This is a genomic window from Ensifer sp. R-19 (assembly GCF_049905105.1).
Taxonomy (GTDB): Bacteria; Pseudomonadota; Alphaproteobacteria; order Rhizobiales; family Rhizobiaceae; genus Ensifer.
This window is the reverse complement of the sequence record NZ_CP184569.1, coordinates 3,441,405-3,462,368: the sequence shown is the minus strand read 5'-3', so window position 1 is coordinate 3,462,368 and position 20,964 is coordinate 3,441,405. Positions and strand designations below refer to the sequence as shown.

The 20,964-nt window shown below is 62.4% G+C and carries 19 protein-coding genes, 1 tRNA gene and 1 riboswitch; of the genes, 5 read left to right on the top strand and 15 right to left on the bottom strand.

Translation table 11 applies throughout. From position 1 onward, the window contains the following. Nucleotides 1-60 precede the first annotated feature (60 nt). On the top strand, nucleotides 61-597 hold the full coding sequence (locus ACN9MO_RS16780) for a SixA phosphatase family protein (protein WP_057254928.1): 537 nt from the start codon (nucleotides 61-63) through the stop codon (nucleotides 595-597). 18 nt (nucleotides 598-615) lie between these two features. Here ACN9MO_RS16780 and ACN9MO_RS16775 read toward each other — a convergent pair whose 3' ends face one another. Continuing rightward, nucleotides 616-1,164, bottom strand: a complete 549-nt coding sequence (locus ACN9MO_RS16775; protein ID WP_110878750.1) for a L,D-transpeptidase family protein — start codon at nucleotides 1,162-1,164, stop codon at nucleotides 616-618. Nucleotides 1,165-1,307: 143 nt separating this feature from the next. On the opposite strand from ACN9MO_RS16775, the gene ACN9MO_RS16770 reads away from it, so the two are divergent. Then, nucleotides 1,308-1,991, top strand: a complete 684-nt coding sequence (locus ACN9MO_RS16770) for a response regulator transcription factor (protein WP_034802783.1) — start codon at nucleotides 1,308-1,310, stop codon at nucleotides 1,989-1,991. A 120-nt stretch (nucleotides 1,992-2,111) separates the two neighbouring features. Then, nucleotides 2,112-2,567, top strand: a complete 456-nt coding sequence (locus tag ACN9MO_RS16765) for a cyclic nucleotide-binding domain-containing protein (RefSeq protein ID WP_112995657.1) — start codon at nucleotides 2,112-2,114, stop codon at nucleotides 2,565-2,567. Nucleotides 2,568-2,589: 22 nt separating this feature from the next. On the opposite strand, the gene ACN9MO_RS16760 is transcribed toward ACN9MO_RS16765, so the two are convergent. From ACN9MO_RS16760 to tesB, 7 genes are all read right to left on the bottom strand, one after another. Then, entirely contained in the window at nucleotides 2,590-4,773 is a 2,184-nt protein-coding gene (locus tag ACN9MO_RS16760) for a TonB-dependent siderophore receptor (RefSeq protein ID WP_113132351.1), read from the bottom strand. A gap of 346 nt (nucleotides 4,774-5,119) precedes the next feature. After that, on the bottom strand, nucleotides 5,120-5,926 hold the full coding sequence (locus ACN9MO_RS16755) for an exodeoxyribonuclease III (RefSeq protein ID WP_057254932.1): 807 nt from the start codon (nucleotides 5,924-5,926) through the stop codon (nucleotides 5,120-5,122). A gap of 193 nt (nucleotides 5,927-6,119) precedes the next feature. Continuing rightward, on the bottom strand, nucleotides 6,120-6,782 hold the full coding sequence (locus tag ACN9MO_RS16750) for an outer membrane lipoprotein carrier protein LolA (protein WP_112995659.1): 663 nt from the start codon (nucleotides 6,780-6,782) through the stop codon (nucleotides 6,120-6,122). Nucleotides 6,783-6,974: 192 nt separating this feature from the next. Next, nucleotides 6,975-9,629, bottom strand: coding sequence for an FtsK/SpoIIIE family DNA translocase (locus ACN9MO_RS16745; protein WP_112995660.1), 2,655 nt, complete (start codon nucleotides 9,627-9,629; stop codon nucleotides 6,975-6,977). Between the two features lie 233 nt (nucleotides 9,630-9,862). Beyond that, nucleotides 9,863-11,287, bottom strand: a complete 1,425-nt coding sequence (locus ACN9MO_RS16740) for an ammonium transporter (protein ID WP_112995661.1) — start codon at nucleotides 11,285-11,287, stop codon at nucleotides 9,863-9,865. A gap of 27 nt (nucleotides 11,288-11,314) precedes the next feature. Beyond that, the gene (locus ACN9MO_RS16735) at nucleotides 11,315-11,653 is read right to left on the bottom strand and encodes a P-II family nitrogen regulator (protein ID WP_057254936.1); all 339 of its coding nucleotides are present in this window, start codon (nucleotides 11,651-11,653) and stop codon (nucleotides 11,315-11,317) included. A gap of 234 nt (nucleotides 11,654-11,887) precedes the next feature. Then, nucleotides 11,888-12,772: an acyl-CoA thioesterase II gene (gene tesB / locus ACN9MO_RS16730; protein WP_112995662.1), complete on the bottom strand. Its 885-nt coding sequence runs from the start codon at nucleotides 12,770-12,772 to the stop codon at nucleotides 11,888-11,890. 84 nt (nucleotides 12,773-12,856) lie between these two features. On the opposite strand from tesB, the gene ACN9MO_RS16725 reads away from it, so the two are divergent. After that, nucleotides 12,857-14,071 carry a ubiquinone biosynthesis hydroxylase gene (locus ACN9MO_RS16725; RefSeq protein WP_112995663.1) on the top strand — a complete coding sequence of 405 codons (1,215 nt, stop codon included), beginning with the start codon at nucleotides 12,857-12,859 and terminating at the stop codon, nucleotides 14,069-14,071. Nucleotides 14,072-14,280: 209 nt separating this feature from the next. Here ACN9MO_RS16725 and ACN9MO_RS16720 read toward each other — a convergent pair whose 3' ends face one another. The 4 genes from ACN9MO_RS16720 to ACN9MO_RS16705 form a co-directional block, all read right to left on the bottom strand. Then, nucleotides 14,281-14,469, bottom strand: a complete 189-nt coding sequence (locus tag ACN9MO_RS16720) for a Trm112 family protein (protein WP_057254939.1) — start codon at nucleotides 14,467-14,469, stop codon at nucleotides 14,281-14,283. A gap of 10 nt (nucleotides 14,470-14,479) precedes the next feature. Next, nucleotides 14,480-15,160: an LON peptidase substrate-binding domain-containing protein gene (locus ACN9MO_RS16715; RefSeq protein ID WP_057254940.1), complete on the bottom strand. Its 681-nt coding sequence runs from the start codon at nucleotides 15,158-15,160 to the stop codon at nucleotides 14,480-14,482. Between the two features lie 197 nt (nucleotides 15,161-15,357). Continuing rightward, nucleotides 15,358-16,332, bottom strand: coding sequence for a thioredoxin (trxA, locus tag ACN9MO_RS16710; RefSeq protein ID WP_057254941.1), 975 nt, complete (start codon nucleotides 16,330-16,332; stop codon nucleotides 15,358-15,360). A gap of 58 nt (nucleotides 16,333-16,390) precedes the next feature. Beyond that, nucleotides 16,391-16,900, bottom strand: coding sequence for a prolyl-tRNA synthetase associated domain-containing protein (locus tag ACN9MO_RS16705; protein ID WP_093233086.1), 510 nt, complete (start codon nucleotides 16,898-16,900; stop codon nucleotides 16,391-16,393). Nucleotides 16,901-17,148: 248 nt separating this feature from the next. Between ACN9MO_RS16705 and ACN9MO_RS16700 the strand changes: the two genes are divergently transcribed. Next, nucleotides 17,149-17,223: transfer RNA gene (locus ACN9MO_RS16700), tRNA-Gly, on the top strand. Nucleotides 17,224-17,412: 189 nt separating this feature from the next. On the opposite strand, the gene ACN9MO_RS16695 is transcribed toward ACN9MO_RS16700, so the two are convergent. The 3 genes from ACN9MO_RS16695 to metA form a co-directional block, all read right to left on the bottom strand. Next, a complete protein-coding gene (locus tag ACN9MO_RS16695; RefSeq protein WP_112995664.1) occupies nucleotides 17,413-18,429 on the bottom strand; it encodes an aldose epimerase family protein in 1,017 nt (338 codons plus the stop codon). Nucleotides 18,430-18,589: 160 nt separating this feature from the next. Then, nucleotides 18,590-19,774 (bottom strand): vWA domain-containing protein, encoded by a 1,185-nt coding sequence (locus ACN9MO_RS16690; RefSeq protein WP_057254944.1) that lies wholly within the window; start codon nucleotides 19,772-19,774, stop codon nucleotides 18,590-18,592. 3 nt (nucleotides 19,775-19,777) lie between these two features. Then, nucleotides 19,778-20,710, bottom strand: coding sequence for a homoserine O-acetyltransferase MetA (gene metA, locus ACN9MO_RS16685; RefSeq protein ID WP_057254945.1), 933 nt, complete (start codon nucleotides 20,708-20,710; stop codon nucleotides 19,778-19,780). A 61-nt stretch (nucleotides 20,711-20,771) separates the two neighbouring features. Beyond that, nucleotides 20,772-20,849: riboswitch (SAM riboswitch) on the bottom strand. Between the last annotated feature and the right edge of the window lie 115 nt (nucleotides 20,850-20,964).

The following is a 20,964-nucleotide window of genomic DNA, read 5'->3' as shown; positions in this document are numbered from 1 at the left end:
ACGATTAAAGGAAACATGCAGTAGGAACGGTTGGCCGAAGGGCGTTTGGGAGGACGACGGATGAGCGACGATCTGCCTGTACAAAGCTACTGCCTGATGCTGTTGCGCCATGCCAAGTCCGCCTGGCCGGATGGTGTTGCCGACATCAATCGTCCGCTCGGCGAGCGCGGCCGCAAGGCGGCGCCGCTGATGGGAAAGTACATAGCCCGGCATAAGCTCGTGCCGGATCTTGCACTGGTTTCGACCGCCAAGCGCGCGCAAGAGACCTGGCAATTGGTGGCGTCCGCCCTGTCGTCCGAGGTCGCGGTCGAGAATACCCGTGCGATCTACGAGGTGGGCGCCTCGCAGATCCTGAGCGTTCTGCGCGCGACGGATCCGGCTGTCAGGACTTTGCTGATCGTCGGCCATAATCCCGGCATGGAAGATCTGGCGCACGAACTCGTCGGCTCCGGCGATGCGGATCTGCGCATACGCATGGCGGACAAGTTTCCGACGGCCGCCCTTGCGGTGCTCGAGTTCGAAGCTGTGGGCTGGCGTGAGCTTATGCCCGGCGGCGCCAAACTCGCGCGTTTTGTGACCCCGCGCTCGCTCGACTGAGTTGTTTGCAGGCCTGGATCAAAGCACCCGCACGACGGTGCCGCGCCGCATATGAGGCATCAGCCGCGACATGGCGGGCAGGCTGACCGCGACGCAGCCCTGCGTCGGTTCATAACCCGGCCGGATCAGGTGGAAGAAGATCGCCGAACCGGCATTTCGACGGCGTGCGAGGAGGTTCCAGTCCATCACCAGGCAGATGTCGTAGAGCCCGTCTTCGCGCATCATCTCTTCGTGGCTCGGTGAGAAAGGTGCCATGACCGGACGATTGTATTGGGCGTGACCTGGGGCGTCGCACCAGAGCATGTCCTTGCGCGTCGCTCGCGTCGGCAGTGGTGTCGGCGGCAGAAAGAGACGATCGCGCCTGACATAGCCGCCGATCACCTTCATGGCGGCACGCGGCGTCGCGCCGTCGCCTTCACGCTTCAGGCTGGTAATGCCGCTTCGTCCGATCGCCGCCTGCTCGACGCGGCCATCGAAACACACCAGGGCCCGCTTTCGATCGCGCGGCGCCGGGCGGACTGTGATGATGGACTTGGCTGGTCTTTTTCCCGACGTTTTCTTGCGCATCATTCTCACGGATTTTTGCTTTGCCCGTGATTTGGGCGGCACCATAAGCACGGTTGCAGGTATAAGGACTTACCGACGCTGGCTCGCTTGCCAACACGGGCATTTGAGCTAGTTTGAAAACGGAAGCAAACAGGAATTGTCCCATGGCGACCCGTACCATTCTTCTTGTCGATGACGACAATGACCTGCGCGAAACATTGGTCGAGCAACTCTCGCTCTACGAAGAGTTCGATCTCATCCAGGAAGCGACCGCCGGCAAGGGCATCCAGACCGCGCGGGCGCAGCAGGTGGACCTCTTGATCATGGATGTCGGCTTGCCCGACATGGATGGCCGCGAGGCGGTGAAGCTTCTGCGCAAGGGCGGCTTCAAGGCGCCGATCATCATGCTGACCGGGCACGACACCGATTCGGATACGATCCTCGGTCTCGAGGCCGGCGCCAACGACTATGTCACGAAGCCGTTCCGCTTCGCCGTGCTGCTTGCCCGTATCCGTGCGCAGTTGCGCCAGCATGAACAGAGCGAGGATGCGACCTTCAGCGTCGGGCCCTATACGTTCAAGCCCAGCCAGAAGCTGCTGACGCTGGAAAACGGCCAGAAGATCCGCCTCACCGAGAAGGAAGCGGCGATCATCCGCTACCTCTACCGCGCCGACCAGAAAGTGGTGACGCGCGACGTGCTGCTCGAAGAGGTCTGGGGCTACAATTCCGGCGTCACGACACACACGCTCGAAACCCACGTCTACCGGCTGCGCCAGAAAATCGAGCGGGACCCTTCCAATGCCGAGATTTTGGTGACAGAGAACGGCGGCTACAAGATCGTACCGTAGCCGGGGTGGGGAAGGTGCGAAGCGGTTTGCCGCCCGAATCCTGCTCCATGTCATCTAGACTGATCGTGCGCGATCCGGCTCGCTTGGGGTCGGGTGCCGTGATTTCGGGAGGTTAGCCGTTTGGCGCTCAACGACGATATCGTGCTTCTGTCCAACGTGCCGCTGTTTGCCGATATCAGCGAGGACAAGCTGAGGCTGATCGCCTTCGGCGCGGAACGACGCCGCATATTCAAGGGGCAAGAGCTGTTTCGCGAAGGGGCGCCCGCGGATTGCGCCTATGCGATTGCGAGTGGCAGCCTGTCCTTGTCGAAGGTTGGCGTCGATGGTTCCGAGGCGACGGTCTCGACGGTCGGCCGCGGGGCGCTGCTGTCGGAACTGGCGCTGATCTCGATGGTCGAACGCAAGTTCACGGCGACCGCCGAGGAAGACAGCGAAGTCATCCGCATCAACCGGCCGCTCTTCCGCCGCATGCTGGAAGAGTACCCGGAAGTGGCAGAGCTCGTCGAAGCGCGCATCCGCGAGAATCTGCAGGCGATGATCCGCCGGGCCGGCGCGCTCGCCGGCCGCTTTGCTTGAAGTAAGTAACGGCTTCCGGGCGCTACCACCGATACTTCAGCGAACCGAGCACCGTGCGGCCCTGCCCGAAATAGCAATAGCCATCGGTGCAGACCTCTTCGCGGCGATCGCCGAGATTGGTGGCGCTGACGGCGAGCGACAGCCCGTCGAGGTCGGGGTTCTTGACGCCGAAGTCGTAGGCGATCGAGGCGTCGAAATAGACGGCACCACCGTTCTTGGCGGTATTGGCATCGGATGTGTAGGAGCTTGATGCCAGGCGCACCCCGCCGCCGAGGCTCAAGCCTGCTAGCTGCATGTCGTCGGGCAGCAGATAGTTGACCCACAGCGATGCGACATGGCGCGGCTTCGTCGACGGCACGTTGCCGATCAGCGACGGGTCGACATTCCCGGTGATTTCGGCGTCGTTGTAGGTGTAGGCGGCGATGACGCTCAGGCCGTTGTCGAACTCCCGGCGCCCTTCCACCTCGAAGCCATTGGTCGTCACTTCGCCTGTCGATTTGTAGTAGTAGCCGACAGGAAGGGACGCGTCCGATACATATTGCGGAGCGCCGGTTTCGACGATCCGGTAGTAGGCCGCCCTCAACGAGTAGGCCTCGCCCTCGGGCTGGTATTTCACGCCAAGCTCGATCTGCTCGCCGGTCGTCGGATCGAGCACGGTGCCGTCGGCCGAAAGTTCGGTGCGCGGCACGAAGGAGGTGCTGTAGCTGGCATAGGGCGCGATGCCGTTGTCGAAGAGATAGAGAAGGCCCGCCTGGCCGGTGAGTTCGCCATCATCCTTGCGGTCGACGACGCCGGTGTTCTTGTTGGTGCTGGTCTGGTCGACCCAGTCATGGCGAAGGCCGCCGACGGCGCGCCAGTTGCCGAACTCCGCCTGGTCCTGGACATAGATGCCGGTCTGCCGGAGATCACGACCGCTGAAGCTGGTGAGCGCAGGCGTCGGGCCGCTGATCCCAAAGATGGGGTTGTTGAGATCGAAACGATAGGCCGGATCGACGGCACCGAAGCCGAGACCGAAATCGGAGGTGATCCAGGTATAGTCGAGGCCGGTCAGGAGCGTGTGCGAGACTGCGCCGGTGTCGAAGGCGGCCTCGAGCTGATTGTCGATCTGGTAGGCACGCTGGTCGTCCTTGATCGCGACGGGCGAGCGATCGAAGACGTCGGGTGCCACCTCGGTCCCGAACTGCAGGTAACGGGCCTTCAGGTCGAGATCGCTGACGCGGCCGTGCTGGCGGAAGGTCAGGCCGTTGTCGAAGTCGTGCTCGAACTTGTAGCCGGCCTGATACTGCCGAACCTTCTGGTAGTCGTGGTCCGGGTCGCTGTAGCGCAGCAGCCGGCCATCATGTTCGAGCACCCGCGGGCTGGCATCGCTCTCGCCCTGCTGCCCGAGGCCATAGACGGTCAGCGACGTGCCCTCGTCCGGCTTCCAGGTAAAGGAAGGCTGCAGCAGGTAGCGGTCGTCGGCGACGTCGTAGTTGGTCTCGCCGTTCCTCAGGAGCCCGACGATGCGATAGAGAAAATCGCCGTCGGCCGTTGCCGGCCCGCCGACGTCGAAGGCGGCCTGGGTGCGTCCGATCGTGCCATATTGCAGCTCGACCTCGCGGTGCGTCTCCTCCTCAGGCATCTTCGATATGCGATTGACGATGCCGCCGACGCCGGCCGCGCCGTACATGACCGAGACCGGACCCTTGAGGATCTCGATTCGTTCGAGGCCGTAGACCTCCGTCGGAAAGGTTCCGTAGTTCATGTAGGGCTGGCGCAGGCCATCGCGGAAGTCGCCGGTCGTCGTCGTCTCGAAGCCGCGGATGTAGATCTGGTCGAAGCGCGGATCGAAGCCGAAGGCGCCGGTCGTGACGCCGGCGGCGTAACGCGTCGCCTGGATCATGTCCTGCACGCCGCGCTCTTCGAGTTCCTTGCGCGTGACCACCGAGACGGAGCGGGGCGTTTCGATCAGCGGCGTATCGGTCTTCAGCGCCGAAACGTTGCGCGTCGGCACGATTGTGTCGTTATCCTCAGCGATCGTCGCGGCTGTCTTGCCGGCCGTCACCTCGATTTTTTCCAGCCGTGTCGTCTTCTGGCTTTCGGTCGATTGCGCAGAGGCCGCAGTCGACGAAAGGAATACGGCGGCAGCGCTTGCAGCCAGGACGGTGGTTGCGGAGAGCGCGCGGCGCGACGCGCGCATGACGTGGATCGGCAAGGTCTTTCGCATGTCTGGCCCTCTTGCGGGCGCACGAAAGCCCTCCGGCGAAGGCCAGAGCAAAGCGCCCCAATATCCGAGCGAGATGAGGAAAAGTGCGTGCGGTTTTCCGCCCGCATCTCGCTCTCATTTCTGAGAATCGATCACGTTTATGATTGTGGGTCGAACGACCCACAATCATCGTGATCTAGTGAAAACGACGGCTGATCTGCCGTCGGAGGCGGTGTCCCCGCCGCCCGAAAAGAGGGATAGTCCGTTTGGAAATGGGCATCAAGAAAAATATGATTCTTTTAGTCATGTTTTTCTTGATGAAAACGTCAAGCGCGCAAGGCGCGTGCCGCCGCTTGGTGAAAAGCGGTTAGATATCGAAATGCGCAATGACGGGCACGTGGTCGGAGGGGCGTTCCCAGCCGCGCGCTTCGCGCAGGATGTCGACGTTCTTGAGCGCCGGCGCCAGGTCCGCGGAGGACCAGATGTGGTCGAGCCGGCGGCCGCGGTCGGCCGCTTCCCAGTCCTTCGCCCGGTAACTCCACCAGGTGTAGAGCTTGGTCGGCGCCGGTGTGTGCTGGCGCATCAGATCGACCCAGCCGCCGCCGTTCATGACCGTGGTCAGCCCTTCGGTTTCGATCGGCGTGTGGCTGACGATCTTCAGGAGCTGCTTGTGCGACCAGACGTCGTCTTCCAGAGGCGCGATGTTGAGGTCGCCGACGAGGATCGAGGAAATGCCAGCCTCGGCTTCGGCATGTAGCAGCTTCATCTCTTCGACGAAATCGAGCTTGTGGCCGAATTTCGGGTTGATGCTGCGGTCCGGCTCGTCGCCGCCTGCCGGGACATAGAAATTGTGCAGGCGGATCTTCTTGCCGCCGGCCTCGAAAACAACCGAGAGGTGGCGGGCATCGCCGACGCCGCAATAGTCGCGGCGGTCGCTGAGCTCATGCAGGGGCAGGCGCGAGATCGTCGCCACGCCGTGATAGCCCTTCTGGCCGTGCATCTCGATATGATTGTAGCCGAGTGCCTTCAGTGGCTTGGACGGGAACTGGTCATTCGGGCACTTGGTTTCCTGCAGGCAGAGGATGTCCGGCTGCCAGGTCTTCAGCAGGTGTTCGACGAGCGGCATGCGCAGGCGAACGGAGTTGATGTTCCAAGTGGCGACGGAAAGGGCCATGCGTCATTCCCTGATCGGCTGGGGCCGGACGCTCGCGAAGGGAAGGCCGGCTCGGGATGGATGTTGACCCGAGCTTTAAGCAGGTCCGGCGCGCCGGGACAAGGAATGCGCGAACGGGAGCGCATGAAAAAGGCCGCCATCCGGCGGCCTGTGTGCATAATACCAGCGGTCGAGATGCCGGCGGTTAGGTCGCTCAGCCGCCCCGCTTGTTGCGGACCTCGTCGTAGGGGATCTGGAAGACCTTGTCGTCCAGCGCCATCCCGGTCTGGACATTGAAGATCATGACCGATGTGTCCTTCTTCTGCGCGTCGGTGATCGTCCACTGGCGCAGGTCATAGGTCTTCGGGTCGAACATCATGGTGATGGTCGAATCGCCGAAAATCGAGCGGTCGCCAAGCACGATGGTGATGAGGTCGGACTCTTCCTTGACGTCGCGCACCATCTTGCCGGTCAGGTCGATCTTCTCGCTGAGCAGCAGATTGAGCGGCGTCTTCGACAGCGGATAGATGTCCCAGGTCTTGAGCTTCATATTGCCGATGACCACCGACTTGCCGTCGGCAATGACACGCATCGGCGAGGGGGCCTCGTAGTTGAAGCGGATGCGGCCGGGGCGGCGGATATAGAACTTGCCGCCGGTCTGCTCGCCGCGCGGGCCGAACTGCACGAACTCGCCGGCCATCGTCTTTACCGAGGAGAAGTGATCGGCGATCTTCTGGGCGGCTCTCGGCGCCCGGGCGAAGGCTTCAGCGATGTCGAGACCGGTGCCGCCGATGCCGGCGAATGCCGCAAGCCCGCACACGAAGAGGCGGCGCGAAATTACCGGGTGGTTGCGCTCGCCGTTCTTGGTCTCTGTCATCTCAGTCTCCTTCATTTACGGATCATCTGGAGCGCAAGTGCGGCGCCTTCAAGGCGCTACTTTCGAGCTTCAAGGCTCGCGCTCTCACATGACCGTTACCAGTTCGGCCCCGCAATCCGGTGCGGGATCGCCGTGTTGATCTATCGGCGTAACTCCGGACGAAAAATGCCCCGAGATCCTGCCGAAATTGCTTTATTCCTCGGTCGGAACCAGGATTTCGCGTTTTCCGGCGTGGTTCGCCGGGCCGATGATGCCTTCCTGCTCCATGCGCTCGATCAGCGAGGCGGCACGATTGTAACCGATCCCGAGGCGCCGTTGAACGTAGGATGTGGATGCCTTGCCGTCACGCAGGACGACGGCGACCGCCTGGTCGTAAGGGTCGTCCGAATCGGCGAGATTGGAGGTGCCGGCCGGGCCGCCGCCTTCGCCATCCTCGTCATCATCCTCGGTAATCGCGTCGAGATATTGTGGCACGCCCTGAGTCTTGAGATAGGCAACCACTTCCTCGACCTCGGTGTCGGAGACGAAGGGGCCGTGGACGCGCTGGATGCGGCCGCCACCGGCCATGTAGAGCATGTCGCCCATGCCGAGCAGCTGTTCGGCACCCTGTTCGCCAAGGATCGTACGACTGTCGATCTTCGAGGTGACCTGGAACGAGATGCGGGTCGGGAAGTTGGCCTTGATCGTACCGGTGATGACGTCGACCGAGGGGCGCTGCGTCGCCATGATGACATGGATGCCGGCGGCACGCGCCATCTGGGCGAGACGCTGCACCGCGCCTTCGATGTCCTTGCCGGCGACCATCATCAGGTCGGCCATTTCGTCGATGATGACGACGATGTAGGGCAGCGGCGTGAGGTCGAATTCCTCGGTCTCGTACATGGCTTCGCCCGTCTGGCGGTCGAAGCCGGTCTGCACTGTGCGGGTGATCTGCTCGCCCTTGGCAAGCGCCTGCTCGACGCGGCTGTTGAAGCCGTCGATGTTGCGCACGCCGATTTTCGACATCTTCTTGTAGCGCTCTTCCATCTCGCGCACCGTCCACTTCAGCGCGACCACCGCCTTCTTCGGGTCGGTGACGACGGGCGAAAGCAGGTGCGGAATGCCGTCATAGACGGAGAGTTCGAGCATCTTCGGGTCGATCATGATCAGGCGGCACTGATCCGGGCGCAGGCGATAGAGCAGCGACAGGATCATGGTGTTGATCGCGACCGACTTACCCGAACCGGTGGTGCCGGCAACGAGCAGATGCGGCATCTTGGCGAGATCGGCGACCACGGGTTCGCCGCCGATCGTCTTGCCGAGCGCCATGGCAAGGCGCGCCTTGGAGGTCTCGAAGTCGCGCGAGCCGATGAGCTCGCGCAGGTAGACGGTCTCGCGCCGCTGGTTCGGCAGTTCGATGCCGATGGCGTTGCGGCCGGGAACGACGGCGACGCGGGCAGCGATCGCGCTCATCGAGCGGGCGATGTCATCGGCAAGGCCGATGACGCGGGACGACTTGATGCCGGGCGCCGGCTCCAGTTCATAGAGGGTTACGACCGGGCCGGGGCGGACGTGGATAATCTCGCCCTTGACGCCAAAGTCCTCAAGCACACCCTCGAGCATGCGGGCATTCTGTTCAAGCGCGTCCGGTGAGAGCGATGCGTCGCGGCCGACGTTCTTCGGTTCCGCAAGGAAATGCATTGGCGGCAGCGTGAAGTCGCCATCGTCTTCGACGAAGGAGCGTTGGGCTTCACGCTCGATCCGCTGGCCAGTCTTCGGACGGGGAGCCGGCGTTGCCACGCGCGAGCCCGACTTCGGCAGACCCTGCTTCGGCGGCGCTGCTCGCGGCGCCCAGTCGGCTGCCGGATCGTCGTCTTCGTCGTCGGGCAGGATGCCGGCGGGGCGACGCTCGTCGATATCGAAGGGCATGTCGTCGTCCTCGTCATCGGCCATGATCGGCGGCGGCGTGACGACACGGCGTTCGGAGCGGTCGAGCGAGGGTTCGATGCGGTCGCCGGCGGCCATCGGCTTCGGCCGGACCGGCTCGTTCAGCGTGCCGAACTCGTCATTGTTGAAATCGTAAGGCTCGTCATACTGGCGCTTGGGCGAACTGCGCGTGCCGCTCATGCCGAAAATGCGGCGCACGCGTGCGTGCATGGTGTAGCGCATATGGGCGAAGGAGCCCATCAGCAGGGTGAAGGGGCCCTCGCTGTCGTCCTCGTCCAGCTCGTCGCGAACGGTGCGCGCCTTGCTCGGCGTCGGCTCGACAACCTCTTCGTCTTCTTCTTCATCGCTGACGCCGATGAGGCCGGCGCTGTAGATCAGGCACCAGGCGGCCGGTGCGGCGAAGATGCAGGCGAGTACGGTCGCGAGCGTGCCGGTCGGGAATGCGCCGGTGAAGAGTGCCGGGAAGCGGAGAATCATATCGCCGAAGACGCCGCCGAGGCCGTTGGGCAGCGGCCAGGTGATCGGGGCGGGGACGCAGCTCAGCGCCGCGCCGGCAAGCACGGAGCCGATGAACCAGACGCCAAGGCGCTTGAAGGTCTTGTCGAAGCGCTTGCCGCTGATCAGCACCAGCGCCCAGGCGACAGCCGGCAGCAGGGCGACGACGCTGGCAAGGCCGAAGAACTGCATGAAGATATCGGCAAAGGCCGCACCCGGATAACCAAGCACGTTGGTCGGTGCTTCCGATGTGGCGTAGGAGAAGCTCGGGTCGGCGACGTTCCATGTCGATAGCGCCGCGACGGCCAGCGCCAATGCGCCGAACAGCGCAAAGCCCGCCAGCGACGCGATCTGTCGCCAAACGAAGGTGGTTAGCACGAACCGGTTGGAACGGCTGTCAAGCGTTGCCGGATTGCTTCTGCTCATGTTGCCTGCTGCCCGTCTCGATCTCTAGGGCGCATTGCGCGCCATGGAATCAACCTAAGCGGAGTACGGTTAATGCGACATTAACCATGCGTAGTTGCCGCTAAAATAGCGGTGGTTGACCTGAAGATCGGCATGAAAAAGGCCCGGACCTTTCGATCCGGGCCAAGGGCGATCCGCATCAGACGGATCGCGACGGGACTATGAGCGGCGCCAGATTCGACGCTGCAATCCGCTTAGATGTGGTAGGCGGCTTCGCCGTGGGACGAGAGGTCGAGGCCTTCGCGCTCGGCTTCGACGGAGACACGCAGGCCGACGATCGCGTCCACGATCTTGAAGATGATGAACGAACCGATGCCGGACCAGACGACGGTGACGAGCACGCCCTTGAGCTGTGCCAGGACCTGGGTTGCCACGCCGGGATAGCCCGCCGCGAAATCCGCGGTCGAGTAGTCGACGATGCCGGCACCGCCGAGCGCCGGATTGACAAGAATGCCCGTGGCGATCGCGCCGAGGATGCCGCCGACGCCATGAACGCCGAAGACGTCAAGGCTGTCGTCGTAGTTGAACTTGTTCTTCACGACGTCGACGAAGAAGTAGCAGACGGGGGAGACGATGAGACCGAGCACAATCGCGCCCATCGGGCCGGCAAAGCCAGCGGCCGGCGTGATGGCGACGAGACCGGCGACGGCACCGGAGGCCGCACCAAGCATCGAAGCCTTGCTGCGGACGAGCGTTTCGACGACCGCCCAGGAGATGATGGCAGCGGCAGTTGCGAGGAATGTATTGATCATCGCGAGGCCGGCATAGGCGTTGGCTTCAAGGTTGGAGCCGGCGTTGAAGCCGAACCAGCCGACCCAGAGCAGCGATGCGCCGACCATCGTGAGCGTCATCGAATGCGGAGCCATGATTTCCCTCTTATAGCCCGTACGCTTGCCGAGCAGGATGGCGCCGACGAGGCCGGCAATACCGGCATTGATGTGGACCACGGTGCCGCCGGCAAAGTCGATCGCGCCGAAGGAGAAAATCAGGCCGGTCGGAGCCGTGTAGGCGCTCGGGCCGCCCCAGAACCAGACCATGTGGGCGATCGGGAAGTAGACGAAAGTGACCCAGAGAATGACGAACAGGACGACGGCCGAAAACCGGATGCGCTCGGCAAAGGCACCGACGATCAGCGCCGGCGTGATGCAGGCGAAGGTCATCTGGAACACCACGAAGACGTATTCGGGGATGAACACGCCCTTGGAGAAGCTCTCGGCGAGCGTTGTCGTATCAACGCCGGCAAGGAACATCTTCGAAAAGCCGCCGACGAACGGGTTGAGCGAGCCGCCGTCAGTGAAGGCCAGCGAGTAGCCGTAGGTGACCCAGATAATCATGACGATCGCGGTGATCATCAGTACCTGCATCAGAACCGACAGCATGTTCTTGGCGCGCACCAGGCCGCCGTAGAAGAGCGCAAGGCCCGGAACGGTCATGAGGAGCACGAGGATGGTGGACAAGAGCATCCAGGTGGTATCGCCCTTGTCGGGAACCGGGACGGCGGCAACAGCCTCCGTTGCAGCCGGGGCTGTTTCCTGTGCGAAGGCGACAACCGGCGCAAGCAAGGCGGCCGTCAGCGCGCCGAGGCGTCCAAGAGAGGTGGAAAGTTTCGTTGATGACATCGAGTAGTGCTCCCTGAACGGCGTGATTTACAACGCTTCTGAATCGGTTTCGCCGGTGCGGATGCGCACGGCATGGTCAATGGCGTAGACGAAGATCTTGCCGTCGCCGATCTGGCCGGTCTTGGCGGCTGCGGCGATCGCTTCCACCGCCATGTCGACGAGCTCCGAGGGAACCGCGATTTCGATCTTCAGTTTCGGCAGGAAGCTGACGGCATATTCGGTGCCGCGGTAGATTTCGGTGTGTCCCTTCTGGCGGCCGTAGCCTTTGACTTCGGTCACGGTCAGGCCCTGGATGCCGACAGCAGTGAGGGCTTCGCGAACCTCATCGAGCTTGAACGGCTTGATAATGGCCATCACAATTTTCATCTGGTTTCATCCTTGTTCGCCTCCGGCGGAGGCCATCTCTCCTTGCTGCGGAGCGCCAGTGCGCCGTGCAACCGGACTATGACATTCAAGGGGCGTGCCAGATTCGGATGACTGTTCTAAGTCTATGAAAAACAATGGGAAAAACGGACGCCGCAGCGACAATGCTGCGGCGCATCAAAAAATCGTCAATTTAGAAGATTAAAAAATAGGCAGATTGAAAAAACTGCCCGTTTTCTATTCAGTTGCCTTTTTCCGGATCAGCCCTTCCTGGGCGACGGAGGCGATCAGCACGCCGGAACGCGTAAAAAGGCTGCCTCTGGTCATCCCGCGGGCACCATGTGCACTCGGACTGTCCTGGGTATAGAGCAGCCAGTCGTCCATCTTGCAGGGGCGGTGGAACCACATGGCATGATCGAGGCTCGCAACCTGCAGGTTCCGATCGAAGACCGAGGTGCCGTGCGCATAGAGCGAGGTGTCGAGCAGGGTCATGTCGGAGAGATAGGCAAGGATGGCCGCCTGGATATGGCGTTCGTCCGGAACCGTGCCCACCGCCTTGACCCAGACATCCTGGATCGGCTTGCCGTCGTTGCGGGTGAAATAATGCTGCAGCGAGGCCGGGCGGATCTCGATCGGTCGCGGCCGCTCCCAGTAACGCCGGATCGCCTCCGGCGCATGCACGAGGAATTTCTCCTTCAGTTCCTGTTCGCCCGGCAAGGTTTCCGGCATGGGGAGTTTCGGCATTTCGATCTGGTGGTCGAAACCGTCCTCGTCATACTGGAACGAGGCGGACATCGAGAAGATCGCCTTGCCGTGCTGGATGGCGACGACGCGCCTTGTGGCGAAGCTCGAACCGTCGCGGATACGGTCGACCTCGTAGATGATCGGCACGGATGGATCGCCCGGCCGCATGAAATAGGCATGCAGCGAATGGACGAAGCGGCCCGCGTCGACGGTGCGCTGGGCCGCCACCAGTGCTTGGCCGATGACCTGGCCGCCGAAGACGCGTTGCCAGCCGACCTGCGGGCTCAAGCCGCGGAACAGGTTTTCCTCCAGCTTCTCGAGATCGAGAATGGCGAGCAGCGCATCCATGGGCGTGGTGGTCTCGGTGGGGCGCGACATTTCGGCTGTCTCCGATGGTAGGAACGTCGATGGCATTGATCTATATAGACATAAAACGATGCTCAAGTGCGACGGAGAAAGCCGATGCTCGATGTCTTGATTGCCGGTGGCGGCTATGTCGGCCTTTCGCTCGCCTTATCCCTGAAAAAGGCGGCGCCGCATCTCAGCGTCATGGTGATCGACGGCGCGCCGGAAGGCGCCTGGAAGAAGGACCAGCGCGCCTCGGCGGTTGCGTCGGCTGCCGAACGCATGCTCGACGTGCTTGGCGTCTGGGATCAGATCGTGCCGGAGGCGGAGCCGATCCGCCGCATGGTGATTACCGATTCGAAGGCGGCCGATCCGGTGCGCCCTGTGTTTCTGACGTTCGATGGCGACAGCGGCGATGGCCGGCCCTTCGCCCATATGGTGCCGAACACGGCAATGGTCGGTGCGCTGCGCGGGGCGTGCGAGGACCTTGGCGTCGTCAATCGTCAGTCGACGATGGTCGAAACCTTTAAAAGCGGGGACCATGCGGTCGCCGTCACGCTCGCCGGCGGCGAACAACTGGAAGCGCGCCTGCTCGTCGCCTGTGACGGCGTACGCTCCAAGCTGCGCGATGCCGCCGGCATCAAGACGGTCGAATTCGACTACGGCCAGTCCGGCATCGTCACGACGGTCGAGCACGAGCGGCCGCACGAGGGCACGGCGGAGGAGCATTTCCTGCCGGCCGGTCCGTTTGCGACCCTGCCGCTCAAGAACAACCGCTCGTCGCTGGTCTGGACCGAGCGCACCGAGGACGCCGAACGCCTGGTCGCCGGCGACGATTTCCTGTTCGAGGAAGAGTTGGAGCGCCGCTTCGGCCACAAGCTCGGGCACCTGAAGGTGGTTGGCGGGCGGCGGGCCTTTCCGCTGGGCCTGACGCTTGCGCGCGATTTCGTCAAACCGCGTTTCGCGCTTGCCGGGGACGCGGCCCACGGCATTCATCCGATCTCGGGGCAGGGGCTCAATCTCGGCTTCAAGGATGTGGCGGCGCTCGCGGAAACGATCGTCGAGGCGGATCGCCTCGGGCTCGACATCGGCTCGCTCGCCGTGCTCGAGCGCTACCAGAGCTGGCGGCGGTTCGACACCTTCCGCATGGGGGTGACGACCGACGTGCTCAACCGGCTGTTTTCCAACGATATCACTCCGGTTCGCATCGCCCGCGACTTCGGCCTCGGTCTGGTCGACCGGCTGCCGTCTCTCAAGAATTTCTTCATTCGCCAGGCGGCCGGGATTGCCGGCGAGGCGGATCCGCGGCTCTTGTCGGGCGAGCCGATCTGAACATCGACCTGAGGATTGCCCCTCACCCTAGCCCTCTCCCCGCAAGCGGGGCGAGGGGACTCGGTCGAATGCGTGGCACTGTCTTGATGTCGAAGAGAAGAGGTTGGCGCCGAGTGCGCCACGAGGTTCCTTCTCCCCGCCTGCGGGGAGAAGGTGGCCGGCAGGCCGGATGAGGGGCTAAAAACTCCGCATCAAAGAAGGCCGCGCCCTCAATCCTCGATCTTGCGGGCTTCCGAGACCAGCATGATCGGCACGCCGTCGCGTATCGGATAGGCGAGGCGGGCCTTTTCCGAGATGAGTTCGTTGGCTTCGGCGTGGTAGCTGAGGCGCCCCTTGGTCAGCGGGCAGACGAGCAGTTCAAGCAGTTTCGGATCGACCTTGCTGGCGTTGATATCCATTATCCGTCGCTCACTGCAGGATGCTGTCCATATCGCCGAAGTCGCGCGCGAGCACGATCTCGGTGATGGCGATCAGGGTTTCCGCGCGTGTCTTGAGATCGGGCGCTTCGAGCAGCGCCTGTTTTTCTGCCGGGCCGTAGGGCGACATCATCGCCATGGAATTGACCAGGGTGCGGTTGCTCGCCCGTTCGACGCTTTCCCAATCGGCCTTGAGCTTGTTGGCTTCGAGATAGGCCTTGAAGGCGGCAAGCAGAGCTGCCCGGTCGACGAGAGTTTCATCGTCACGGTTTTCGAGATCGGCGGCAAAGGGGCCGATGCGGAAACGGCGGTAACCGCGCGTCGCTGAGACTTCCGAAAACAGCCGGTAGCGGCAGACGCCGGTGAGCGAGGTGATGTAGCGGCCATCGCCGGTCTCGGCGAAGGAGGTGATGCGGCCGATGCAGCCGACCTCGCAGAGCGCCTGCATCGGGCCGGTGGCAGTCTCGCTGCGGCCTTCGCAGAAGGAGGGTTGCACGATGCCGATCAGGCGGTTGCCGGAGAGCGCGTCATCGAGCATGGCAAGGTAGCGCGGTTCGAAGATGTTGAGCGGAAGCTGGGCGCCGGGAAGCAGCAGGGCACCGGTCAGCGGAAACACCGGAATGATCTCCGGCAAGTCCTTCGGACCGAGATAGCGTGCATTTCCGACGTGCATTTTCCGATAGACCTTGCAGATGTCCGCTCTTGCCCCGCCAAGGAAGCGTGGTCAACCAGACCAAAAGATGGTGCATTCCTTGAAAATCTCAAGGGACGAGCACACCGATCTTCATGGGTGAATGTGGATCGTGATCAGACGTACTTACGAAAAAGGGGCGCAAACAGCGCCCCTCCTCGAAAAAAATGCCTGACGGTTCAGGAGAACAGGATCGACGAGAGCTTGCGCCGTGCGGCGATCGTTGCCGGATCCTTCGGTCCCCAGACCTCGAAGAAGGAGAGCAACTCGCGCCGCGCGCCGTCGTCGTCGAAAGTTCGATCGCGCTTCATGACCGTCAGCAGGTGATCGGCCGCAGCCGTCCGGTCGCCTTCGACATTGCGGATCTTGGCGAGCAGCACGCGCGCCTCATGATCATCGGGATTTGCGGCAAGGCGCCGCTCGAACTCATTGGGATCGCCGAGCTTGCGGGCTTCCTCGATCTGGTCGAGCTTCTTGCCGATGGCCGCAATGCCTGCGTCCTTGGCAAGGTCTTCCGGCAGCCCGGAGAGCGCTTCGCGGGCTTCGGCGACCTGGCCGAGCGCGATCATGCAATCGACCATGCCGGCGATCGCCACGACGTTTTCGGGGTCGGCCTGAAGCACGGCGCCGTAGAGGCCGGCGGCGTTCTGGGCGTCACCGGCGTCGAGCAGCGCCTTGGCATCGGCGAGAACCGCTTCGATCTCGGCCTTGCTGTCGTCGACGGCCGGACCGGCGATCTTTTCGATGAATTGCTTGATCTGGCTTTCCGGCACCGCGCCCATGAAGCCATCGACCGGACGCCCGCCGACGAAGGCGATGACGGCGGGGATCGACTGGATGCCGAGCTGTCCGGCGATCGAGGGATGATCGTCGATGTTCATCTTCACGAGTTTGACGCGGCCTGCGGCTTCCGTGACCACCTTTTCGATGACGGGGGTCAGCTGCTTGCAGGGGCCGCACCAGGGCGCCCAGAAATCGACGAGAACCGGCTGCTGCCTGGAGGCGTCGAGCACGTCCTTGGTGAAGTTGGCAGTGGTGGTTTCCTTGATCAGGTCACCGTCCGACGCGGCCGCCGGCGCCGGCTGACCGAAAGAGGCCGAAGCCGTCATCTGAGTGCCGAAAGACCCTGCATAGGGATTGTCGCTGCCCGTCATTCTTCTCTCCTCGCCGGCTCGTCTGCCAGCTTACTGCATTCGCGCCAAAGATCGTATGTCAGGCCGTGACTTTCAAGACAAGCGGTTCGTGTCCGGTCGCTTCCATGAAGCGCAGCAGATCGCTGGATGCGATCGAGGTCGTCGCGTCATTGGAGAGCGGATGGCAGTTGACGATGTCGAACTTCATCAGCTCCTCGTCGAGGATCATCTTGACGTTGCCCTCGGTGTCATTGATCGCGCCGAAGGCGGTCACGGCACCTGGAATGACGCCCAGATATTCCATCAGCTTCTCCGGCTTGCCGAAGGACACCTTGCTTGCCGCACCGATCACCTGGTGAACGGTCTTCAGGTCCACCGTCGCGTGTTCCTCGACGGTGAGCAGGAAATAGTTGTCCTTCTTGTCCTTCACGAAAAGGTTTTTCGTGTGGCCGCCAGGGATCTCGTCACGCAGCGCCACCGATTCGGCGACGGTGAACACCGGCTCGTGGCTCTTGGTTTTATGCTCGATCCCAAGTCCGTCGAGAAAATGAAAGAGGTCTTCGGCGGTCTTCGGCTGTGATTCACTCATGATTCTCATCCCTTGGGCATTCGTTTCGCCTCTGCTTTAGGGGAGAAGCCGGTGGCCGCGCAATCTCACAGGCGGCGGCAGCGGCCGAAAACGCGGCATTTCCGGGCTTCGCGAGGGGTCTCCAAAAAAATATTCGATTTCTCGTCATTTCCCTGTTGCATTCCAAAATCGCTTAGGCCATATACCGCCCGTCGCCGCAAGACAGCGACGCCACGGTCCACCGACTACCCCCGGACCGCGGTTTATGAGCGGGTGTAGCTCAGGGGTAGAGCACAACCTTGCCAAGGTTGGGGTCGGGCGTTCGAATCGCCTCACCCGCTCCAATTTCTCCCAACCACTTCATTTCACTGTTATTTTGGAAATGAACGGCATCCGCCGTCAGGCGCATTGCGCTTCGCAACCGGATGCTTCGCCATGCGAACACCTGTCGGCGATCGGACAGCACGACGGTCCTTTGGAACGTTCGCCGTCCCTTCCCTTGTCGCTAGAGATCGTCGACGCCCGCGCGCCACTCAGCTCTTCATGAAGACGTAGTCCGTCTCCTGCCGGCGGATCTCACCGGTCCGCAGTACCGCGTTCGGGAAGCCGGCATGGTTGATGGCGTCCGGCCAGATCTGGGTTTCCAGGCAGAAACCGGCAAATGGGCCATAGCGGCGTCCCTCGAGGCCGGGGACGGTGATGTCGAGCTTTGCGCCGGTATAAAGCTGTACACCAGGCTCGGTCGTCAGCACTTCCATCGTGACGCCGGAATTGATGCTACGGGCAAGCGCCACCGAATGTTTCGTCATGCGCTCGTTCGAAAGGCAGAAATTGTGGTCGTAGCTGATGCGCTCGCCCTCGGTCTGGCGACGCATCGACGTCATTTCGCGGAGATCGAAGGCGGTGCCCTCGACCGCACGGATCTCGCCCGTCGGCACCTGGCGTTCGTTGGTCGGCAGGTAGTGGTCGGCGGCGATCATGATGTCGTGTCCGAGCGCGTCGACAGTGCCGTCGAGATTGAAGTAGCTGTGCTGGCAGACATTGGCGAGCGTCGGCCGGTCGGTCTCGCTCTCGTAGACGACGCTCAAGACGCCGCCGGGCTTCAGCGCGTAGGTGCAAGTGACCTTGCAGTTGCCGGGATAGCCGGCGCGTCCATCCGGATCGGTAATGGTGAGCGTCACGCTATCAGGCGTCTGGCGGCCGATCGTCCAGTTGCGCTTGCCGATATTGTCGCTGCCGCCGTGCAGGTGGGTGACACCCTTCTCGTTCAGTTCGAGCTGGTAGGTCTCACCGTCGAGCGTGAAGCGCCCGTCGGCGATCCGGTTGGCGCAGCGCCCCGGTGTCGCGCCGAGATAGGGCGAATGGGCGAGATAGCTTTCGAGATCGGCGAAACCGAGCACCAATGGCGGCTCATGGCCTTCCAGGCGCAGGTCCTGAATCACCGAGCCCCAGGTCAAGACATGGGCGGTGAGGCCGCCACCGGAGAGCACCATACGATGGACCGGCTCGCCGGACGGCAGATGGCCGAAGATTTCCGTGTTCTGATGCATGTTCACCGCTGGCTCCCTCTTCGCGACCGCAGCAACCTGCGTCATTTCCAAAGGCACGGCAACCGGAAAATCATACTAAATGGGGCCTTGCTTCGTCTCTGGCCTGAGGGCAAAAACGTCTAGCTATTCAAGGTGCTACAGCGACCTCTCTGCGGTCATGTCAGCGCGATAGCTGCTTGGTGGCATCCTGCAGGCCGGCGAGTGTCAAAGGGAACATCCGCCCCTCGAACAGGCTCTTCACCATGCCGATCGACTGGGTGTAGCCCCAGTGCTGTTCGGGCACGGGATTGATCCAGATCGAACGCGGAAAATGCGCTGTCATGCGCGAAAGCCAGAGTGCGCCCGCCTCGTCGTTCCAATGTTCGACCGAGCCGCCGGGATGGCTGATCTCATAGGGGCTCATCGACGCGTCGCCGACGAAGATGGCGCGATAGTCGCCGCCATAGGTGCGCAGCACTTCGGTGGTGCGGGTGATGTCGACGCGGCGGCGACGATTGTCCTTCCACAGACCCTCATAGACACAGTTGTGGAAGTAGAAATGCTCCATATGGCGGAACTCGCCGCGGGCGGCTGAAAACAGTTCCTCGACGATGCGGATGTGATCGTCCATCGAGCCGCCGATATCGAAGAACATCAGCAGCTTGACCGCATTGCGGCGTTCGGGCCGCGTCACCACGTCGAGATAGCCGTGCTCGGCGGTGGCACGGATCGTGCCGGAAAGGTCGAGTTCGTCAGCCGCCCCCTGGCGCACCCAGCGCCTGAGCCTTTTCAGCGCCACCTTGATGTTGCGGGTGCCGAGTTCGACCGTGTCGTCATAATCCCTGAACTCGCGCCGGTCCCAGACCTTGACGGCGCGGCGGTGGCGCGACTGGTCCTGGCCGATCCTGACCCCTTCGGGATTGTAGCCATAGGCGCCGAAGGGGGAGGTGCCGGCGGTGCCGATCCATTTCGAGCCGCCCTGATGCCGGCCTTGCTGCTCCCGAAGCCGTTGGCGCAGGGTCTCCATCAGCTTGTCGAAGCCCCCGAGGGATTCGATCAGGCGCTTTTCTTCCTCGGTCAGGTGTTTTTCGGCGAGCTTGCGCAGCCAGTCCTCGGGGATGACGGCCTCTTCGCCCGTCTCCATGGGATTGACCGCCTCGAGCCCGGAGAAGCAGTGCTGGAACACCCGGTCGAAGCGGTCGATATGGCGCTCGTCCTTCACCAGCGCCGTGCGCGCCAGGAAGTAGAAGGCTTCGACATCGAATGTGGCGATGCCCGCCTCCATCCCCTCGATCAGCGACAGGAATTCCCGGAGCGTCACCGGAACTTTCGCCGCTTTGAGTTCGAGGAAGAAGGGGATGAACATCGGTCAGTCCTGGCTTTCTCCGGTGCCGATCTCTGCGAGATCATAGGGCGTCGTCTGGTACATCTCGTTGATCCAGTTGCCGAAGAAGAGGTGCGCATGGCTGCGCCAGCGGTTCTGCGGCGGCAGGGTCGAATCGTTGTGCGGGAAATAGTCGTGCGGCATCTTGATCGGCACGCCTGCGTCCACGTCGCGAAAATATTCGTCCGACAGCGAGGTCGAATCATACTCCACGTGGTTGAACATGTAGAGCCGGTTGCCCTTTTTCTCGTGCACGAGGCAGACGCCCATCTCCTTCGATTCCATCAGGATTTCGAGGCTGGGCACCTTGTCGATGTCGGCACGCCTGACCTCGGTCCAACGCGAGACGGGGACGGCGAAGTCGTCGGAGAAGCCGTTGAGATAGACCGACGAGCGATTGAGGTTCTGGTGGCGGTAGACGCCAAAGGCCTTCTCGTTCAGCGGATACTTCGGCACGTCGTGGAAATGGTAGATCGCCGCCATCGCCCCCCAGCAGACATTGAGCGTCGAATGCACGTTGGTCTCCGTCCAATCGAGGATGCGCTTCAATTCGTCCCAATAGGTGACGTCCTCGTATTCGAGCGTCTCGACCGGCGCGCCGGTGATGATGAAGCCGTCGAACTTGCGGCCCTTCACCTCGTCCCAGGTCTCGTAGAAAGAAAGCAGGTGATCTTCCGAGGTGTTCTTCGCCCGGTGGGCGCCGATGCGTACCAGCGACAATTCCACCTGCAGCGGCGAGGCGCCGATCAGGCGCGCCATCTGGATCTCGGTCTTGATCTTGTTCGGCATGAGGTTCAGGAGCCCGATCTGGAGCGGGCGGATATCCTGACGGATCGCCACGGTCTCGGTCATCACCCGCACACCCTCATGCACGAGGGTTTCGAAAGCGGGCAGCGTATCGGGAATCTTGATGGGCATGGGCTTCCACTCGATCAATACAAAAAAACCGGCGGCGATTGATCGCGACCGGTCCTCGGAAATCCAACTTTCCTCGGCCCTTTAGCGACTTGTTTAACGTGGCTGCAAGCCGGCCGGCCAAATCACCACGAGGAATTTGATAGCGCGACTGGGGCGCGGGGGTCAAGAAAAACGATTCGGGCGGTCGGGCGGCCCCTCATCCCGCTTCCGCGACCTTCTCCCCGCAGGCGGGGAGAAGGGAGCTTGTGGCACCC